At 43.5% G+C, this 18,391-nt stretch carries 16 protein-coding genes, 5 tRNA genes and 1 other RNA gene; 9 read left to right on the top strand and 13 right to left on the bottom strand.

Annotated elements, in window-relative coordinates:
• Positions 1 to 2 precede the first annotated feature (2 nt).
• From ACMAZD_RS05465 to ACMAZD_RS05445, 5 genes are all read right to left on the bottom strand, one after another.
• Complete coding sequence (locus ACMAZD_RS05465; RefSeq protein ID WP_435248837.1) at positions 3 to 1,097, bottom strand: TniB family NTP-binding protein; 1,095 nt, start codon at positions 1,095 to 1,097, stop codon at positions 3 to 5.
• Positions 1,066 to 2,931: a Mu transposase C-terminal domain-containing protein gene (locus tag ACMAZD_RS05460; protein ID WP_435248836.1), complete on the bottom strand. Its 1,866-nt coding sequence runs from the start codon at positions 2,929 to 2,931 to the stop codon at positions 1,066 to 1,068. The genes ACMAZD_RS05465 and ACMAZD_RS05460 overlap by 32 nt, the downstream gene beginning before the upstream one ends.
• Positions 2,932 to 2,933: 2 nt before the next feature.
• Positions 2,934 to 3,557, bottom strand: a complete 624-nt coding sequence (locus tag ACMAZD_RS05455) for a TnsA endonuclease N-terminal domain-containing protein (RefSeq protein ID WP_102557431.1) — start codon at positions 3,555 to 3,557, stop codon at positions 2,934 to 2,936.
• A 118-nt stretch (positions 3,558 to 3,675) separates the two neighbouring features.
• Positions 3,676 to 3,772: signal recognition particle sRNA small type (gene ffs / locus ACMAZD_RS05450), an RNA gene on the bottom strand.
• Positions 3,773 to 4,016: 244 nt separating this feature from the next.
• Complete coding sequence (locus ACMAZD_RS05445; protein ID WP_435248835.1) at positions 4,017 to 4,760, bottom strand: hypothetical protein; 744 nt, start codon at positions 4,758 to 4,760, stop codon at positions 4,017 to 4,019.
• Between the two features lie 171 nt (positions 4,761 to 4,931).
• Between ACMAZD_RS05445 and ACMAZD_RS05440 the strand changes: the two genes are divergently transcribed.
• A complete protein-coding gene (locus ACMAZD_RS05440) occupies positions 4,932 to 5,234 on the top strand; it encodes an MGMT family protein (RefSeq protein WP_435248834.1) in 303 nt (100 codons plus the stop codon).
• A gap of 99 nt (positions 5,235 to 5,333) precedes the next feature.
• On the opposite strand, the gene ACMAZD_RS05435 is transcribed toward ACMAZD_RS05440, so the two are convergent.
• Positions 5,334 to 5,774, bottom strand: a complete 441-nt coding sequence (locus ACMAZD_RS05435) for a YbaY family lipoprotein (RefSeq protein ID WP_435248833.1) — start codon at positions 5,772 to 5,774, stop codon at positions 5,334 to 5,336.
• A 168-nt stretch (positions 5,775 to 5,942) separates the two neighbouring features.
• Between ACMAZD_RS05435 and tesB the strand changes: the two genes are divergently transcribed.
• Positions 5,943 to 6,803 carry an acyl-CoA thioesterase II gene (tesB, locus tag ACMAZD_RS05430; protein ID WP_435248832.1) on the top strand — a complete coding sequence of 287 codons (861 nt, stop codon included), beginning with the start codon at positions 5,943 to 5,945 and terminating at the stop codon, positions 6,801 to 6,803.
• Between the two features lie 123 nt (positions 6,804 to 6,926).
• On the opposite strand, the gene ACMAZD_RS05425 is transcribed toward tesB, so the two are convergent.
• Together ACMAZD_RS05425 and ACMAZD_RS05420 are read right to left on the bottom strand one after the other, a co-directional pair.
• On the bottom strand, positions 6,927 to 7,592 hold the full coding sequence (locus tag ACMAZD_RS05425; RefSeq protein ID WP_435248831.1) for a hypothetical protein: 666 nt from the start codon (positions 7,590 to 7,592) through the stop codon (positions 6,927 to 6,929).
• A gap of 72 nt (positions 7,593 to 7,664) precedes the next feature.
• Positions 7,665 to 8,138, bottom strand: a complete 474-nt coding sequence (locus ACMAZD_RS05420) for an Lrp/AsnC family transcriptional regulator (RefSeq protein WP_318842411.1) — start codon at positions 8,136 to 8,138, stop codon at positions 7,665 to 7,667.
• Between the two features lie 129 nt (positions 8,139 to 8,267).
• Between ACMAZD_RS05420 and ACMAZD_RS05415 the strand changes: the two genes are divergently transcribed.
• The gene (locus ACMAZD_RS05415; RefSeq protein ID WP_435248830.1) at positions 8,268 to 9,335 is read left to right on the top strand and encodes a PLP-dependent cysteine synthase family protein; all 1,068 of its coding nucleotides are present in this window, start codon (positions 8,268 to 8,270) and stop codon (positions 9,333 to 9,335) included.
• A 91-nt stretch (positions 9,336 to 9,426) separates the two neighbouring features.
• Here ACMAZD_RS05415 and ACMAZD_RS05410 read toward each other — a convergent pair whose 3' ends face one another.
• The 3 genes from ACMAZD_RS05410 to ACMAZD_RS05400 form a co-directional block, all read right to left on the bottom strand.
• The gene (locus ACMAZD_RS05410) at positions 9,427 to 9,747 is read right to left on the bottom strand and encodes a DUF1244 domain-containing protein (protein ID WP_004736423.1); all 321 of its coding nucleotides are present in this window, start codon (positions 9,745 to 9,747) and stop codon (positions 9,427 to 9,429) included.
• 141 nt (positions 9,748 to 9,888) lie between these two features.
• Positions 9,889 to 13,002 (bottom strand): vibriobactin export RND transporter permease subunit VexH, encoded by a 3,114-nt coding sequence (vexH, locus tag ACMAZD_RS05405; protein WP_435248829.1) that lies wholly within the window; start codon positions 13,000 to 13,002, stop codon positions 9,889 to 9,891.
• Positions 13,002 to 14,120, bottom strand: coding sequence for an efflux RND transporter periplasmic adaptor subunit (locus ACMAZD_RS05400; protein WP_435248828.1), 1,119 nt, complete (start codon positions 14,118 to 14,120; stop codon positions 13,002 to 13,004). Before ACMAZD_RS05400 ends, vexH begins: the two co-directional genes overlap by 1 nt.
• Before the next feature lie 389 nt (positions 14,121 to 14,509).
• On the opposite strand from ACMAZD_RS05400, the gene ACMAZD_RS05395 reads away from it, so the two are divergent.
• The 6 genes from ACMAZD_RS05395 to ACMAZD_RS05370 all read left to right on the top strand — a co-directional run bounded on the left by ACMAZD_RS05395 (position 14,510) and on the right by ACMAZD_RS05370 (position 16,179).
• Positions 14,510 to 14,594 (top strand) — tRNA-Tyr (locus ACMAZD_RS05395).
• A gap of 102 nt (positions 14,595 to 14,696) precedes the next feature.
• Positions 14,697 to 14,781, top strand: a tRNA-Tyr gene (locus ACMAZD_RS05390).
• Positions 14,782 to 14,883: 102 nt separating this feature from the next.
• A tRNA-Tyr gene (locus tag ACMAZD_RS05385) sits at positions 14,884 to 14,968 on the top strand.
• A gap of 101 nt (positions 14,969 to 15,069) precedes the next feature.
• Positions 15,070 to 15,154, top strand: a tRNA-Tyr gene (locus ACMAZD_RS05380).
• A 102-nt stretch (positions 15,155 to 15,256) separates the two neighbouring features.
• Positions 15,257 to 15,341, top strand: a tRNA-Tyr gene (locus ACMAZD_RS05375).
• A 163-nt stretch (positions 15,342 to 15,504) separates the two neighbouring features.
• The gene (locus ACMAZD_RS05370; RefSeq protein WP_435248827.1) at positions 15,505 to 16,179 is read left to right on the top strand and encodes a Crp/Fnr family transcriptional regulator; all 675 of its coding nucleotides are present in this window, start codon (positions 15,505 to 15,507) and stop codon (positions 16,177 to 16,179) included.
• A 73-nt stretch (positions 16,180 to 16,252) separates the two neighbouring features.
• On the opposite strand, the gene tsgA is transcribed toward ACMAZD_RS05370, so the two are convergent.
• Positions 16,253 to 17,410, bottom strand: a complete 1,158-nt coding sequence (tsgA, locus tag ACMAZD_RS05365) for an MFS transporter TsgA (protein WP_435248826.1) — start codon at positions 17,408 to 17,410, stop codon at positions 16,253 to 16,255.
• Between the two features lie 72 nt (positions 17,411 to 17,482).
• Positions 17,483 to 18,193: a purine-nucleoside phosphorylase gene (deoD, locus tag ACMAZD_RS05360; RefSeq protein ID WP_435249330.1), complete on the bottom strand. Its 711-nt coding sequence runs from the start codon at positions 18,191 to 18,193 to the stop codon at positions 17,483 to 17,485.
• Positions 18,194 to 18,391: the final 198 nt, after the last annotated feature.

Raw genomic sequence — 18,391 nt, 5'->3', positions numbered from 1 at the left:
GCTTAAGCTTTAAGTCCATTTTTGCTCAATAACATGCTCAACGGAATTGCATCCGTAAATCGTGGAGCTAGTATCTTATCTTCTGAAGTAATGGCATTTAGGTTGTAAGACGATCCAGAGTCAATTTGATGAAGACGAAGCTCCTCTACAGGACAATTAAAGGGATTATCCAAGTAGGGAAACTTAAATGAAAACGTGCGCGACAATATCTCTTTGTCTATCGTATCGACGTTCTCATTGAAACTCATAAGTAGTGCGTCTTTCAAGAAGTGCTTTAACGCTCGGCACTCCCCTCTACACATAATAAACAAAGGATATAACACTTCATTTCTTGTAAGCACTGGCGGTTCATCAAAGCCCATTCTCGCACTCAAACCAGCAACAAATTTAGCAAAGTGCTTTTTTTGCTCCAAGTCAAAATTATAAGATGCCGTTCCACTCGAATAGCTGTTAGCTTTAAACAACTTAAAGTAATGAATCTTTCGTCTCCAACTTAATCGCGAATTCCATTGTGACTCTGTCGCAATCACATCAGCATATGGCATACCAACCAACACAAACGAGACTTTTGCTTCTTCACTTATGTATTTGAACGTATTAGCAATAGCTTGCCTTTCTTCTGCTGTAGAAAACTCCACAAGCTCTTGAATTTCATTGACGATAATCAGCTCAACAGATTTACGTTTAAGTTGCTTTACAACAGCCTCACCAAGAGCAATTTCATTACGTCGTCGAGTACCTCTTCCGCCTGACTTTCCATCTAAATCGACTAAAAACTGCGTAAGCGTATTCTGTTCATTTATGCGGCTTGGCACTCTGGTGCTAAGAACAGGTTGTTTGCTCCAAGTGCCACTCGACGGAAAGCGTGATAGATAGTTGTTAATCAAAGCCGTCTTTCCACTTCCGGCCTCACCAGTTAACAAGAAAGACTCCGGTTCACCGCCAAGGGAGTGATTAAAACGAAGCTGATCGAAGATAGAATAGATTTCAGTTATAGATGGATACTCGATAAAGCTGGTTTCAAAGGACTTTAGTTGCTCAAACTGTCTAGATGTTAAGTTCAAATCAATACCCCTCAATATCTTCAAAGTCATCATCAGCTACTTGTTCTGAAACATCGAACACGACCGCAGCTTCTTTTTTGGTCGGAGTTGTAAGGATTGAGCTTGGACCCTCTGAGCCCACATCATTGAACTTTGCTAATTTCGAAGTATTACCCGTTTTAGGCAAGCTACCCTTATTACTTTTGGCACTGCGGAACCTGTCGGTTTCTTCCCTAATACGTTTCTTCATATACAGAAATGTATCCGCAAGCGCCTCATCATCAGCAAGCTGCTTAGTATTGAGCCTGCGTACTTTTTGTATGCGCTCATGTTCAAAAAGGGACAGTCCTTTTGTATATCCACTGTTGTCTACCGCTGGAATTTTTATGTACCTCTTTTCCGATTCTAGGTAAACATGGATGTAGCTGATATCTGAAGGGTCTGTTTTGGTCTTAACAAACAGCTTTTTGCCATTGTTGGACGCCCAATATTTACGGTATTCAATAAGTTCTGAGGACTGATAGCGTAGGTTATGAAGCCTGATCCCTGCCACTCCAACAGTTCGGTATCTAAGCAAACCTAGCTCAACTCTCAACTGCTCCTTCTCAGCACCAACGTAGTAGGAGGGAGTCCATTCCGATTGGTTCCACTTGTGGTATGGAATATCACGTTCTCTTGAATCTGGTGCCATGTGGTAATAATCGACAATCCATTTATGAAGTAATTCAAGAAATACAGAAACTCTAACCACCGCATCCTTCTTTGGGTTGTAATCTTGTAGTTGAGTAGGGTTGGTGAATGTTTTTCCAGGTAGTGAATTCACTAACCCTTTATTCATCTGATCAAACAGCTTTTCGATCCCTGACTTTCGCCAAGGTTTAGCAGTTTGACTATATTGAATGTCAGTTACGAATGGCCTTAAAGAGTCTTCTAAGCTGTCGGTCCAAAATTCAGCGCCATTATCAACAACTAGGTAGTCAATCTTTCCGTGACATGGCCAATCATTCTTTATAGAAGGGTAGCTATTTTTCAACCAGCTTTTATCTATTAAAGTATTAAGCAAAGCCTTGCGCACAGAGTCGAAACTGGGATCTCTAAAATTCACACTCAACCCTACGATACACTTACTGAAGCGGTCATAAAGCATCGTCAGATAGGGGCGCCCTAAAGGAATATCTAACTCATCATCAATCAAAATCACCGGTACTGGGGTATGGTCAATTTCTACATATTCCATTGGTTTGGTCGAAGCTACTTGCTGACCAACCGAACGAAATTCTCTGTCTGCGTATCGTTTGCCAAACCTTGCAATCGCTACCTCATAAGGAGGTAAGTCGTGTATTCGATTGTAAAAAGAACGTTCAGCAATTGGCTTTATTTTACCTTCGACAATCTCACGATTTATTTGAATCACTCGACTCTTATAGTATCGGTATGCTTCAGCAACGCTAAGTCTTTCTCGGGTAAGGTATATGCTGTTAATTGCTTCATCGACCAAAGATTGAGAATCGATTTCTTTTTGTCGGTTGCCTTTAAACGTATGCCTTGGAATAAGCGCACATGGATCTCTTCCTGCCTCAAAGTAGGACTTTGTCCATGTTGCTAAGGTTCGCCAACTCGGAGGAGTAAGCTGTAATTCTGATTCAACGAGACTTAAGATGGGATTCAGGTTTTTCTCGGTCCATCCACCTTTTAAACGTTTTTCCACAAACGCGATGATTTTGATACGACGGAGAACTTCTTGTTGTACCTTCTTTGATTGACTATCGATAGTTGAATGTATTTCAATAGGTTCTTGGATTAGCTTTATTGGTAATTGCTGCGACTCTTCTTCTGAAGCTTCAAACTCATCAAAGAACCCAAATATGTTGTTAGAGTCCGATGGCATACTTAACACCAAACGTAAGTTTCAAGGCCAAAGCCAATATTGTTGAGGTCTGTTTTGATTTGCCCTGAAGAGATCCAAGGAAGAGTAGAGATAAGTGTGTCTTGCTCCGATAAACCGAAATACAAAGACACCTCTTGTAGCTGCACCATTTGTTTTCGTTGAATAAACGCCAATACTAGCTTTTGAAACTCAGTCACGGTTCGCAATCCGGAATAACGGTGTAGTAACTTAAAGTTATCTAACGTCGATCCCATTCTAATTTGTTTCTCAGTAACCAAAACTAAGCGTCTGTTGAACTCATTCAACGCAACTCTTTGTTTCTCTTCAAATCTATTCCTGAAATCAGGTTTGAGAATCTGACTAGAGTGTTTTACTTCGAAGAGGGTTGACTGCTCGTTGTGATCTGTTACTAAAAAGTCTGGGGTATATCGGCACTTACGATTATTGAATTGATAGTGGAAGCCAAAAGGTTGAGAGGTAAAACTTTTAATGTTTGCGTTATATTCGAGGTGAAAGCAGAAATCGAACTCCAAAATGGAGAGAGTGCGAACAACAGCATCATTCTTCAAGCTCATGAACTTACAGATGTTGTGTACGTGAGATGATTTCTTGGTTTGGTCGAACATAGCAAAATCACTTTTGTTGTAAACCTACAACAAAAAATAGACTATGAAGACTTATGGTGCAAATATGAAGAAAGCCTGCAATTTATGCGAACATATATTGCAGGCTTCAAATGGGTGGAAGCCCCAGCCACATCCCGGCACACACGTCGCCTGCTGCGGCTGCTCCCTTCCAGGCCTGACCGAGTTCACAAGTTAGTGTTGCGGGAGGACCAGAGCCTCCATAGATTATTTTTCTAAGAGGCTTGCCTCAAAGAGTGATTGGATTATTAAGCATCGCAGCAACCATTGCAAGCACAAAGCGACTCTTTTTAAACAAATGTGGTTTAAGTGATTACCCTTTACCCAACACGCCGTAAAACTGTCGGATAAAGCACCACCTTTGTCTTTATTTCATAACGCATTCATTCAAATCACATGTGGTCGCCTTTATCATTACGAGCGAAATATCATTCACTTCAGCTAGAGGTCGGCGTCTTCGTTCTCTTCCGTGCGGATGATGTAGTCTGTCATCCATGCGGTGCCCAACAAACATAACCACACCACAAAGACTGGGCTTGGTACCTCTATGCTGGGTGTAATCACTAGTGCGGCAAAGCCAACTGTCGGCAATGTCCAACACAGTAGTGTATTCCAACGGAAGGTTTTCAAGCGAGTGAGTGTTTCCATAGATGCCATGATGCCTGTAACACACAATGCAACCAAAGCCGCGTAAGGTAAATCGGCCATCCATAATGGAAGAATCAAGCCTAATGACCACCAGCTGTGTCGGCTAGCTGGCTTAAGGTGATTCGCCGCCCACCAAATCATGATGATCGACAAGGTTTGCAGTGTGGTAATCCAAGGAGCGCCATCGAGCTTACCAGCGGATTGGGTCACCATAATCCCGACTTGTAGGGTCGCGACAATTAATCCCGAAATAATAACAACCGACAAGCTACTGCGTTTTGAAAAGACCACCATCAATAATGGGAATAGCACCCACGCACTAACAGAGAGCGTGATGGGCTGTAGGGGCAGCGTTAAGCCATAAGTCGTCATGGAAACAAGCAGAATTAATCCTGCAATTCCGCCCTGCGGTAATATCCATAATGCAGGGATGACCATTGCAAGTACTGGGATATCTCCCTCACTTAAACTAATTGCTCTCGCACAAACAACGGCTAATAATGTGGTTATCAAGAACTGAAACGTTGAAAATACCATAGCCCTCTCCTTCTACCGATCCGTGGTACCATACCAATCGTAGTAATTAACTGGTCACCCTAGCTTGTTAAAAAACTCGAAAAAATCTGCCTTGCTCTCAAGCTTTTTTCCTGCGCTATTTTTGAACACTTACTTACTTTGATTGGTATTTATGAACTAGGAACATTTAGTATGGACCAATTTTTTCCCCAAATCTTTGCAGTGATTCACCAAATTCCATATGGAAAAGTAACAACTTATGGAGACATAGCACGTTTTTCAGGTTTTCCGGGGTATGCACGACATGTAGGTAAAGCATTAGGTAACTTACCAGAAGGTAGCAAACTCCCTTGGTATCGGGTGCTCAATAGTAAGGGTGAGATATCTTTGAAAGGTGACTCGTTTGACCGCCAGATGCAGCATCTGGTCGAAGAAGGGATTGAAGTCAGTGATACAGGGAAGGTTAAACTCAGAATATACAAATGGCAGCCCTAGAACTGCCATTAATCACTAGTTAGCGAGTCGACGAATTAGCTAAACAACTAATCAACTAATCAACTAGCAAGATGCCTTAATATTGGGATCCATTTCTAATTAACGAACACCAACCAAGCGTAGGTCTGCTTGTTGCGTGTTTTCTACGTCGGTAATCACTGACTTAATGGTGTCAGTTGTGAAACGCAGTTTGCCGTCAACATGAATCGTTGCGCGCATGTTGTAACGGTGGTTCGGTTGAATCTTGTTGTTGTCGTAGCTCAGCTCGAATGCGAACGGGACTTGTTTACCATCAGCAGTAAATTCTTGAGTCGCGATAACGGTCGATGGTGCGTCAGCCAGAGAAATATCTTCCAACGTTACGGTAACCACTGCATTCTCGGGTAATGCAATTCTTTCGCGATAGCTTACGGTTCCTGAAATCACTTGAGCGTTCTCTGCAACTACTTCCTGAAAAATGTTCGTTTCTGACGTTGCTTGGCAACCAACAAGTAGGCCAAACGATACTAAAGACGTAATAAGAATTAGAGCCTTTTTCATATTCAATTTCTCTCAACATGTTTGCCGGACTCGGCAAATCTACTCATCAATTATAAGAGAGCTTTCATATTCTGTCTTGAAACCCTATGATTTATTGACAGATATCTGACTAAGCTAAATGATTAACACAATAATCTGACATCCATTTTACCAAGAGGCATGCTAGCGATGAGTCAACCTTTACAAGAATTATTAAGTTTACTTCAGCTAGAGAAGCTGGAAGAAGGTCTGTTCCGCGGGCAAAGTGAGAACCTCGGCCTACCACAGGTTTATGGTGGTCAAGTATTAGGGCAAGCGCTTTCCGCGGCTCGTTATACTGTTCAAGATGACCGTAGTGTTCACTCGTTCCACAGTTATTTTCTATTTCCCGGCGATCCTGAAAAGCCAATCATTTACGATGTTGAGAACCTAAGAGATGGACGCAGCTTCAGCACGCGCCGTGTTAAAGCGATTCAAAATGGCCGCCCTATTTTCTATCTCACGGCTTCTTACCATGGTGATGCGCCAGGTTTTGAACATCAGAATGAAATGCCAAACATCCCTGGGCCTGAAAACTTTGCATCTGAAACTGAGTTAGCGAGCCATATTGCTGAGTTCTTACCTGAAAAACTGCGTAAGACTTTTTGTGGCGAAAAGCCGATTGAAATGCGCCCTGTTACTGTCGTTAACCCACTGAAGCCTAAAAAGACTGAAGCAAAACAATATTTGTGGGTGAGAGCGAACGGTGCGTTGCCAGATAACCAACTCATTCACCAATATTTGCTTGCTTACGCGTCAGATTGGGGGTTCTTGGTTACGGCACTTCACCCGCATGAAGTGTCACTTATGACGCCAAACTTTCAAGTCGCGACGATTGACCACTCGATCTGGTTCCATCGCCCATTCAAGATGGACGAATGGTTGCTTTATGCGATTGAAAGCCCGACAGCAGCAAACACTCGTGGCCTGGTGCGAGGCGAGATCTTCAATCAAAAAGGTGATTTAGTCGCGACTGCGGTTCAAGAAGGTGTGATGCGCTTTACTAAGTAATGAATAGGCGCTTTTTACAAACAATATACAAGCACTAGTTAGCAATAAGGGGCTAGGTAAAGCCTAGCCTCTTTTCTTTTTCATAACGCCGAGCAAAGGTTGCTACTCAATAGTCAACACTCTCTATTCAGTCTCTAGCGTAGGCTCCAATTCACCTTGCACTCGCGTTTTAATGCCATCGCCCGCATCTCTAAGCAGGTTAAACGGGGATAACACCACGCCTTTAACCGCTCCTTCTGCCGCACTTTGAGCTAATTCCTTACTCTTGTCAGCCAATAGGTTTGCTTGTAACAAAATCGCAGGGACTTCAGCTCTGAGCATTTCAGATTCGGCAATCACCATAGGTATCATTTGTTCCCGGTACGACTTACTTTCAGCAAGCATTGGTGGCATCACATCAACACGGTAGCGCTTGAGCTCGGTCAGCGTTGGTGGAATCACATCAGTTCTCACCTGCTCGACTTCCGTTCGAATATTTTTTACTTCGTCTAAAATAGCAGGAATTTTACTGTCGACCGACGCTACCGTTGTGTTTACCTTTTCAACCGTCTTTCTAATATCTTCAACAGTATTGAGCACCTCTGGCGCCAGCTCGTCGATGTGCTCTGCCAGTACCAGCCACTCTTCTACTTTTAAGTCTTTGGTGAGCATTGAGATATCTTCAATAACTTGAGGGTAGGTATCGACAATTTCACCAACTTTGTTAGTGAATGAGTAGAGGGTGTAACCTAAGTAAAAAATAGCGACAGCTAACATTAATTGGATCGCGGTAGAGATTTTTGCAAACATGAGTAATCCTTTTCTATATCGCAGAGGCAATGTATCAACTGAGACAAAATATAACGTGAGGCTCGGTATAGTTTAAAGCGGTAGAGCTGTCGTGTACTTCAATGGCTCCATAGCAAACGTCGAGGTCACATTCGAGATACCATCAATACTATTCACCAAGCGCTTGTAGAAATCATCAAAGCACTTCATGTCTTTAACCTGAACCTTCATCATATAATCATACTCGCCAGCCATTCGATAGAACTCCATCACTTCTGGAAAGTCCGACACAGTATTCACAAAGCGCCCATACCACTCATGAGAATGGTTACTTGTTTTCACCAATACGAACGCGGTAAAAGCAAGATCAAGCTTCTCAGGATTCAGCAACGCCACTCTTTTTTCAATAATGCCGTTCTCTTCAAGACGCTTCAGCCTTTTCCAACAAGGCGTTGTCGTGAGGTTAACGGCTTCAGAAATATCGTTCAGTGACAGCGTGCTGTCTTCTTGTAACAACCCTAATATTTTTTTATCTACGGCATCTATCACACTTTCACCAAATCGCATTTAAAGAGCATAATTTTCTACATTTTAGTCAAAAAAAAGCAAATATGGCAAAGTTTTTCTCTCGAATTCTAGCTAAATTATAACCATACCAATTACAAAAAATTCCTACACAAGATCAGGAGAACGCTTATGTGCACTGACCATCAATGGATTAACAACGCGATTCGTAAAATTGAAGCCGACTACCAACGCTCAGCGGATACGCACCTTATCAAGCTAAACCTTCCAAGCATCGAAGGCATTGATATCTACCTTAAAGATGAAAGCACACACCCAACAGGCTCTTTGAAGCACCGTTTAGCGCGTTCTCTGTTCTTATACGCTATCTGTAACGGTTGGGTTGGCCCAGAAACAACGATCATTGAATCATCATCTGGCAGCACGGCTGTGTCTGAGGCGTACTTTGCTCGCCTACTTGGTCTTCCGTTTATTGCGGTAATGCCAAAATGCACAGCGAAGAAAAAGATTGAACAGATTGAATTCTACGGCGGCCAAGCACACCTTGTTGACCGTTCAGATGAAATTTACGACGAGTCTCGCCGCTTAGCGACGGAACTTAATGGCCACTACATGGACCAATTTACTTACGCTGAACGTGCAACTGACTGGCGTGGTAACAACAACATCGCGAACTCGATTTTTAATCAAATGCAGATGGAAGATCACCCAGTTCCAAATTGGGTAGTAATGAGCCCGGGTACGGGTGGTACTTCAGCAACGATCGGCCGTTTCATTCGTTACCAACAGCATGAGACTAAGCTTTGTGTTGTCGACCCTGAAAACTCAGTATTCCATGAGTACTTCAAAACAGGCAATACGAGTGTGAAAGGCAACACATTCAGCAAGATTGAAGGTATCGGTCGTCCACGCGCAGAACCAAGCTTCATTCCAGGTGTGGTTGACGAAATGCGTAAGATCCCAGACGCAGCAAGCATCGCAACCACACATTGGTTGTCTGACATTCTTGGTCGCAAGGTTGGCGCATCTACGGGTACGAACATGTACGGTGTGCTTCAACTGGCAAGCGAGATGAAAGCGCGTGGTGAGAAAGGCTCTATCGTTACCCTTCTTTGTGATAGCGGCGAGCGTTACCTGGACACTTACTTCAATGACGAGTGGGTGAACAACAACATTGGTGACCTAAAGCCTTACGCTGCAAAGTTAGAAGCTTTCTCTCAATCGGGTGAATTAGTTTAAGCACTTAGCCAAGAACAAGCTTCCAAAATAAAAAGAGCCCTTAATGGCTCTTTTTTGATTTGTTCTATTAATCAATCTCTAGCGAGAACAATTATTCTGGCTTCTGCTTCGCTTCAAACGCCGCTAGTTGCTCAGGTGTCGCTTTTGGCTGATGGTTTTGTTTCCACTCATCGTAAGTCATGCCGTATACGCGCTCACGAGCGTCATCGATATCCAAGTCTAGGCCTTGTTGCTCAGCTTCCGCTTTGTACCACTTGCTGAAACAGTTACGGCAGAAGCCAGCCAAGATCATAAGGTCGATGTTCTGAACATCCTTATTATTGTCTAGGTGTGCTAACAGGCGACGAAAGGTTGCTGCATCCAGCTTATCTTGTTCTTCTTGAGAAAGATCTTTGTATTTAAATTCAGCCACTTTACTTTCCTTTATTCGGTTTATTGTATTAATTCGTTGAGCTCTGTTTGTTATACAAAAAAAGCCTGCCACTCGCTAGGAGCAAACGCAGGCTTTTCTATATTGTTACACTATTCCATGTTCATTAGTCGTACGTGTTCATTAACCGTGAGAAGTTCTTCCCACGTTATCATGACTGAGTTCTTTATTTAGAACTGCTTCCACGTGACCTGGAGAACGTGTTGAGCCAGAGATCAGTCGATACATTGCAGGAATGACGAACAAAGTTATCAGTGTCGCGAAGCCCATACCGAAAAAGATAACCGTACCCACCGCCACTCGGCTCTCATAACCTGCGCCTGTTGAGGTAATCAATGGGATTGCACCCGCTAGCGTGGTGAATGCCGTCATCATGATTGGGCGCAAGCGTCGAGCTGAAGCATCAATGATCGCCTTTTCAAACTCAATACCACGGTCACGAAGTTGGTTAGCAAACTCTACGATCAAGATACCATTTTTGGTCACCATACCTATCAACATGATCATACCGATCTGGCTGTATACGTTGACCCCTTGACTCATCAACACCAAGCCTAAGAAGCCACCAAAGATGCCCATAGGTACGGTGAACATCACCACGAGCGGGTTAATGAAGCTCTCAAATTGTGCGGCCAATACCAAGTACGCCACCAACATCGCTAGCGCAAACACTACTAAGATACTCGATTGGTTCTCTTTGAAGTCTTTAGACTCGCCTGAGTAGCTCACTGAGATATCACCCGGAAGCTGCTCAATCGCTTGTTCATCAAGGAAATCAAGAGCATCGCCCAGCGTGTAACCTTCCATTATGTTCGCTTTGATGGTCACCGACTTCTGCTTGTTGTAGTGCGACAAACGAATCGATGATGCCACTTCTTCAATGTGCGTCAGCGTATCAAGCGTTACTAGCTCGCCAGACTGAGTTCGCATGTAGATTTGGCTTAAATCGTTGGCGTTGTTGAAGCTGTTTTCATCACCACGCAAGTAAACATCGTACTCTTCACCACGGTCAACAAAGGTGGTTTCACTGCGGCCGCCTAGCATGATTTCTAACGTGTCTGAAATATCAGAAACACTCACACCTAGCTCAGCTGCACGCTGCTTGTCTACGGTAACCAATAGCTCTGGTGTCTTCTCAGAGTAATCGATGTCCGCACCTTCCATCATTGGAGAGTCTTCAGCCGCTTGCTTTAATAGCTCTGCCCAATTCTGAAGCTCAGTGTAGTCAGAACCGCCAAGAACAAACTGAACTGGCTCACTTGAACCCCCTTTGAAGCCAGGCATGAATGGGAATACACGCACATCAGGAATCCCATTCAAAGATTTACGAACTTCGTTCAAGGCTTCTTGCGCCGTGACATCACGTTCGTCCCAATCTTCTAGGATCATGATAACGAAGCCAGTTTGGTCGCCCGCATTACCACCAAACGCTGGCGATTGAATGCTGAACGATTTCAAGAAACCTTGACCAAGCAGCGGCATTAGGCGCTCTTCAACGATGTCCATATTGGCAGACATGCGGTTGTAACTGGTTGCATCAGCACCACGAACAAACGCAAAGATAACACCACGGTCTTCTTGAGGCGTCAGTTGCGACGGCACTTGTTGCATCAAGCCATAGCTACCGCCCATACACGCGATAATGATGATTGGAGCTGCCCAACGCCAGTTTAAAGCACGGCGCAATATCGCTTTGTACCCAGCTTCTAGCTTGCCAAACACACGTTCTACAAATCGATTGAAGCGATTTGGTTTCACGTTCGCTTTAAGAATTTTACTGCCTAACACTGGCGTTAACGTTAATGCTACGACAGACGAGAAGATCACCGACATAGCGAGCAATACAGAGAACTCGGTAAACAATAGGCCAACCATGCCATCCATGAACGAGATTGGTAGGAATACCATAACCAATACAAGCGTTGTTGCGATTACCGCAAAGCCTACTTCACGAGTACCTTTATAGGCAGCAAGCAGTGGTGACTCACCACGTTCAATGTGGTGGAAAATGTTCTCAACCACCACAATCGCATCATCTACCACCAAACCAATCGACAGGATAAGTGCCATCAAAGTGATCAGGTTAATAGAGAAGCCAAAGTAGTACGCCGCAATAAACGACGAGATCAGAGATACAGGTACAGTTACCGCTGGAATAAGTGTTGCACGTGCTTGACCAATAAAGATGTAAAGCACCAAGATAACCAGGCCACCGGTGATAAAGAGTGTGCTGTAAACTTCTGAGATTGAACGGTCGATAAATACCGTTGAATCATAATCCACCGCTAGACGAGTACCGTCAGGCAAGAACTTTTGAATTGCTTCGACTTCTTTATGGACTAAGTCAGCCACCTCAAGTGGGTTCGCATCTGACTGAGGCACAATCCCCATACTTACGTTAACAACGCCGTCACTCTTAAAGGTCGAGTTCTCGTTTTCTGCGCCAATGTAAACATCCGCTACGTCTTTCAAGTAGATAGGTGTGTTATCAGAAGCACGTTTAACGACTAGGTATTCGAAGTCTTTTGCTTCAGTGAAAGAACGAGCGGTACGAACCGACATCACAATCGCATCGTTACGCACTTCACCGCCCGGGCTTTCAATATTTTCGTTGTTCAGCGCCTGCGTAATATCAGAAGCCGTCACACCACGTCCAGCCATCTGAGCAGGTTTCAGCTTCACGTACATTACTTTGTACAAGCCCCCCGAGATGTCTACTGAACTTACACCGGAGATCAAACTAAAGCGGTCAATCAACACTCGCTCGGTGTAATCGGTTAACTGCGTTCGATCCATCTCGGTTGAGCTTAGATTGATGTAAACTGACGCTTCACCACTACCATTGTTCTTGTAAACAATCGGGTCATCAGCTTCATCGGGCAACGAACGTTGAGCACGCGCTACCGCATCACGCACATCACTGACACCGGTATTAAGATCATAACCAAGTTCAAAAGTGATCGTGATTCTTGAAGAACCATTTCGAGTGGTTGACTCAATTTCGTCTATACCACTGATACCGGAGAGTTGGTCTTCGAGATTTGAGGTTATTTGGCTTTCAATGATGGAGGCTGATGCACCTTCATAACGAGTACTGATCGACACTACTGGGCTTTCAATGTCAGGCATCTCACGAACAGCCAGTTTATTAAACGATACAATACCAAATACAACCAAGAGCAAGCTCAATACGATAGCCGCTACTGGTCTCTTTATAGAAACATCAGATAACAACATTAGTTCGCACCTTCTTGAGTTGCTGTATTTTCATTAAGTTTAGCTTTGTTGCCATCAAGATTAGCGGTATCGCCGTCAAGTTTAGCGGGTCGATTGACGGCAAGTTCTTGAACCAACACACCATCACGCATATTTACGATCCCTTGCACTACGATCTTCTGACCAATCTCGATACCTTTGTCGATCACGACTTCGTTATCAATACGTGCCCCAAGAAAGACTTCGGTACGAGTTGCTTTGTTATCTTCATCGATAACATAGACGAAACGCTTCGTACCTGAATACTCAAGCGCTTGAACTGGGATAATCGGTGCTTCAACTGACGGAAAGTCCATATCCGCGGCCACTAGCATGCCCGGTTTCAAGTAATCATTGTTGTTATCAAAATGGATGCGAACTCGTAAGTTCAAGGTTTCAGCGTTGATACGAGAATCGATGCCAACCACAGTGCCCGTGAACTGAGTCTCACCCCATGCACTGGTGCGAGCCGTTACTGTCATGCCTTTAGACAATTTAGAAAGGTAACGCTCAGGAATTTGAAGGTCTAATTGCATTACCGATAGGTCATCTAGGGTCACTAGTTCAGTACCTGCAGTCACCATTTTACCGCGGCTAAAGTCGATAAAACCAACAGTACCCGAGAATGGCGCGCTGATGTGCAGATCTTTCAGGTTGGCATTTGCAGCGGCTAAACGAGCGTTAGCGATCTCTACATTGGTTTTCTGGGCATCAATTTCAGTTTGCGTAATCGCGTTACGTTTCACTAGGCGTTGAAATTCCGCTAGCTTACGTTGCTCATCTTTTAGGTACGCTTGCGCTTCTGCTACTGCAGCTTTTGCTTTGTCGTCATCTAATTGAACCATCATCTGCCCTTGAGTGACATCTTGATTAGCTTTGATGTTGATAGAGTCCACTCTGCCAGCCACTTCAGAAGTGATCATTACAGATTGCTCGGCTTCTAACTTACCGACCAACGAAAGAGATTGGCTAACTTGGTGAATATCGACCTGCTCAGTAACAACCGTTACTGTGCTAGGCCCCTGACGTTTTGCGAGTACGGCTGGAGACGCCATAAGAATAGACAAGCTAAGCAGGGTTAAAACAGATTTATGCTTCATAATAATGGTCTGCAAGTAAGATTTAATATCTATAAATGAAATTAACCGTATTCTATCAACTGATGAATGATGTAACGTCAAGAAGTGTAAATCTAGATTAAATTCCATTTACGTTTCTTGGCTAATTACATAAATAAAACACAATACAGAAAGCCAGTTCCCTCAAGGTGTTACCTATTTAATACGTAAACCTTAATACAGATGTTCACTTCCCGAGCAATATGCATACTTTTCACCATCTTTGCCCAAAAAGGAAGCATTCAACACAAAACCATAAGAAAAACTCTTTACAGGTTTAACGTGTTTGCTATGATGCGCTCCGAACTTGAGAGATGCGTTGGGAAAAACATCTCTTTAGCCTATCCATTATGAGTTAGGAAAAACACCCTGGAGGGGTTCCCGAGTGGCCAAAGGGAGCAGACTGTAAATCTGCCGGCACTGCCTTCGATGGTTCGAATCCGTCTCCCTCCACCATATTCTTCTTACCTCTTTTGAGAGTTAAGAGAACAACCTAGTTGATGGGCTTATGGGAAAACATCAATTTAGGCTTACTTTGTGAAAAGTAAGACACACCCTGGAGGGGTTCCCGAGTGGCCAAAGGGAGCAGACTGTAAATCTGCCGGCACTGCCTTCGATGGTTCGAATCCGTCTCCCTCCACCATATTCTTCTTACCTCTTTTGAGAGTTAAGAGAACAACCTAGTTGATGGGCTTATGGGAAAACATCAATTTAGGCTTACTTTGTGAAAAGTGAGACACACCCTGGAGGGGTTCCCGAGTGGCCAAAGGGAGCAGACTGTAAATCTGCCGGCACTGCCTTCGATGGTTCGAATCCGTCTCCCTCCACCATATTCTTCTTACCTCTTTCGAGAGTTAAGAGAACAACCTAGTTGATGGGCTTATGGGAAACATCAATTTAGGCTTACTTTGTGAAAAGTAAGACACACCCTGGAGGGGTTCCCGAGTGGCCAAAGGGAGCAGACTGTAAATCTGCCGGCACTGCCTTCGATGGTTCGAATCCGTCTCCCTCCACCATATTCTTCTTACCTCTTTCGAGAGTTAAGAGAACAACCTAGTTGATGGGCTTATGGGAAAACATCAATTTAGGCTTACTTTGTGAAAAGTAAGACACACCCTGGAGGGGTTCCCGAGTGGCCAAAGGGAGCAGACTGTAAATCTGCCGGCACTGCCTTCGATGGTTCGAATCCGTCTCCCTCCACCATATTATCCTTAATTGGAAAATCGAAAAGCCAACTCATTGAGTTGGCTTTTTTCGTTTCCGTGTATAATATTTCACTGTACCCGTTACCTTTCTCGTTCAACGATCTTGATAACCTATAATCCAAGTTGAGAAGTTTCTCTCAACAACTGAATTAAAACCAAATATGCAGCTACAAACCCTAGGAAAAGGTCGCTTCGAAACTGAATGGACCGAAGACAAGCAACTAATCGAACAAACCATTCGTGATTGTATTTGTACGAGCAGAATATTTGAGGAAAATGAGAGGTTATTAACTCAAGGAGAGCATGTAGAGAACCTCTACCTTGTTGATTCAGGAAGAGTTTCTATGGGAATGACGGCTCGAAACGGTAAAACATTTTTGCTAGGTACTCTCGAGTGCGAGCAACAAGTTTTCGGAGAGATGGAATTCTTTACCGGATACCGATGCCAAATGGATATTATGCCAATCGAACCTATTAGCGTATCTATCATTGATGCACAAAAACTAAAGAAATATTTGTTAGAGCAACCTAGGCTCTCTCTTTATTTCGCCAGTGCTATCGCTATTGACTATCAAGATACCGTCGAAATCCTAACAAGGCGTCTTCTGTATCCGATCACTTACAATGTTGCCTACGACATTTATCATCAATATTTGAATGACTTACCCGTCGATGGCTTTCAAAAGAACTACCTTGAAGCAGAACGTTTCGCGACTACCGATCGAGTCTACCGCCGCGCAGTGAAAGAGCTTGAGAATAAAGGCTTTATTGCAAAAGAAAAGAAAGGCTTAAGGATTCTTGATCTAGAAGGGCTTAAAAAGTTTGCGGAGCAATAAAGGCCTGCACAAAAGCAGGCCTTTCGGGATAACTCAAAACCGATAACTCTTTATTGAGTTTGGTTAGATTGGCTCACTTTGTACTTTGTACTTTGTACTTTGTAGATGCAGTAAGCATCACCAACACAACAGCATAAATAACTGGGATAGCATACATAACCGTTTGTAAGCCAACAATACTTTCAACCATAGAGCTAATCGCAGGACTAAACATTGCACCAGCACTGCCGCTGACCAAAATATAAGACACATTTTTACTTGATGCATTGCGAACAAATGACACACCATAAGCAATGAAAGCATTATAAAGTGCGGCGCAAGCAAACCCATAACCGTAAGTCAGGTAAGAGAGCCATTCTAGTTGGTTTGTTGTAACGATGACGCTCGTTATCACCATAGCAAGCGTAATAATCGTCAATAAGAAATACTGAATTTTCATACGCGATACAATGACAGTCGAAACTAAAGCACCAACCAACGCTGCTGACCAATACTGAGTAATAATATTACCTGCTTGTTCAAATGGAATATCGAACTTCTCTTTCACAAACATTGGAGCCCAAGTTAAGAAGGTATAAAGGGCAAGCATTCCTAAGAATAATCCAATACCACCACTTATAATGCCGAAGTTCCATTCAGACTTTGATTCAGTTTTTGTTTCGCTTTCATCACCACATTGATTGAAGTTTGTCAGCAAAGCTATAAACATTGTTGCAAATGCAACCACACCAACACTCAAGTAACTGATGCTCCAATTCATAGCATTAGTAAGTGCGTAAGTGGTGATCATAGGGAACACAACACCTGCAATGTTAAATGTCGCGTCTTGTACCACTAACATTGTGCTCTGAATTTTGTCTTTCCATAGTGAAACGACAATAGTACCAGCGATACACAGACCAACACCGCCACAAAAGCCAATGATAGTCATACATAACATCACGATCGATAACGAAGGCGCTGTATAAAGACCTAATGAGGACAGAGCGATAATGCCATAGCACAGTACCGTCATGCGTTTAATACCGACTTTTTCAATTAAGAAGAAAGCCGCAATAGTTCCGGCGAGTGCTCCACCATTTAATAAAGAAAATATTGATGCTACTTCATTTACATTAGCGTTAAATGCATTGGCTATTGGCTCGACCAACATACCAAATTGTGTCGCAAATCCCGCCATTACGAAATTGGCGAGGAAGCTGATAGCAGTGAGTGTTATTTTATTTTTCATTGTTCACTCCAAGGGCTCGTAGGTTGGATGTTCTAGTTTTGGAGAGCTTTACTTTCAGCCCTCCACACAGGCTTAAGCTTTGATTGCCGTTTCTAAAGCAATTTCAATCATATTGTTAAATGAAAGCTGACGCTCTTCTGCTGTCGTCTCTTCACCCGTGATGCAATGATCCGATACCGTCAGGATAGCTAATGACTCAATACCAAATTGTTGTGCTAGACCGTATAAGCCTGCAACTTCCATATCAATACCAAGCACCCCAAAACGTTCCAACGCAGGGATGAGGTCTTCATCAGGATCGTAATAAAGGTCACCGGTAAACACGTTACCAACTTTTACGTCTATATTTTTCTCTTTCGCTGAAAGGTAAGCATTTTGCAAAAGTTCAAACGTTGCCGATGTCGCCATGTGATAACCACTGCTGCGCTTAGCATTCGTTGGAGAGTCTGTACCGGCTGCTTGTGCCAAAATCACATCACGCATCATCACATCTTTCTGCGTTGCTCCAACACTACCGATACGAATAATACGCTTCACACCGAAGTCATTAATCAGCTCGTGACCATAGAGAACCATTGATGGTACACCCATACCATGCCCCATAACTGAGATGCGTTGCCCTTTGTAATAGCCAGTGTATCCAAACATGTTGCGAATATCGGTCACGAGCTTTGAGTCTTCTAAGTAGGTTTCAGCAATGTATTTCGCTCGTAGTGGATCTCCTGGCATAATTACCGTAGACGCGAAATCCTCAGCAGTACCAGCAATATGTGCAGTCATAATGTTTCCTTATTTGTTTTGTTGGAGCAATCATAAGGAGCAATTGCACAAAGCATTGAGGACAAATGTCCGCTTTCAAAGTACCGCCTCTCAAATTTGAATCATCTCTAGCAAATTCCGGGAATTCATTCTTCTAAAGACCCAAGCATTGCTTACTGGCTATCCTAATACAATCGAGTAGGAGGAGGCCTCGCAGCCTCC

The sequence above is a fragment of the Vibrio sp. nBUS_14 genome, assembly GCF_051201655.1.
GTDB lineage: Bacteria > Pseudomonadota > Gammaproteobacteria > Enterobacterales > Vibrionaceae > Vibrio.
Note: the sequence above shows the minus strand (reverse complement) of the source record. Positions and strands in the feature narration are given on the sequence as shown.

What these genes read in the sequence shown, in the direction of transcription:
- tesB (WP_435248832.1), top strand. Translation starts at nt 5,943, where the DNA reads ATGAGTCAACCTTTACAAGAATTATTAAGTTTACTTCAGCTAGAGAAG.
- ACMAZD_RS05455 (WP_102557431.1), bottom strand. Translation starts at nt 3,557, where the DNA reads ATGTTCGACCAAACCAAGAAATCATCTCACGTACACAACATCTGTAAG.
- ACMAZD_RS05435 (WP_435248833.1), bottom strand. Translation starts at nt 5,774, where the DNA reads ATGAAAAAGGCTCTAATTCTTATTACGTCTTTAGTATCGTTTGGCCTA.
- ACMAZD_RS05370 (WP_435248827.1), top strand. Translation starts at nt 15,505, where the DNA reads ATGCAGCTACAAACCCTAGGAAAAGGTCGCTTCGAAACTGAATGGACC.
- ACMAZD_RS05420 (WP_318842411.1), bottom strand. Translation starts at nt 8,138, where the DNA reads ATGCGATTTGGTGAAAGTGTGATAGATGCCGTAGATAAAAAAATATTA.
- ACMAZD_RS05465 (WP_435248837.1), bottom strand. Translation starts at nt 1,097, where the DNA reads ATGATGACTTTGAAGATATTGAGGGGTATTGATTTGAACTTAACATCT.
- vexH (WP_435248829.1), bottom strand. Translation starts at nt 13,002, where the DNA reads ATGTTGTTATCTGATGTTTCTATAAAGAGACCAGTAGCGGCTATCGTA.
- tsgA (WP_435248826.1), bottom strand. Translation starts at nt 17,410, where the DNA reads ATGAAAAATAAAATAACACTCACTGCTATCAGCTTCCTCGCCAATTTC.
- ACMAZD_RS05425 (WP_435248831.1), bottom strand. Translation starts at nt 7,592, where the DNA reads ATGTTTGCAAAAATCTCTACCGCGATCCAATTAATGTTAGCTGTCGCT.
- ACMAZD_RS05440 (WP_435248834.1), top strand. Translation starts at nt 4,932, where the DNA reads ATGGACCAATTTTTTCCCCAAATCTTTGCAGTGATTCACCAAATTCCA.
- ACMAZD_RS05400 (WP_435248828.1), bottom strand. Translation starts at nt 14,120, where the DNA reads ATGAAGCATAAATCTGTTTTAACCCTGCTTAGCTTGTCTATTCTTATG.
- ACMAZD_RS05460 (WP_435248836.1), bottom strand. Translation starts at nt 2,931, where the DNA reads ATGCCATCGGACTCTAACAACATATTTGGGTTCTTTGATGAGTTTGAA.
- ACMAZD_RS05445 (WP_435248835.1), bottom strand. Translation starts at nt 4,760, where the DNA reads ATGGTATTTTCAACGTTTCAGTTCTTGATAACCACATTATTAGCCGTT.
- ACMAZD_RS05415 (WP_435248830.1), top strand. Translation starts at nt 8,268, where the DNA reads ATGTGCACTGACCATCAATGGATTAACAACGCGATTCGTAAAATTGAA.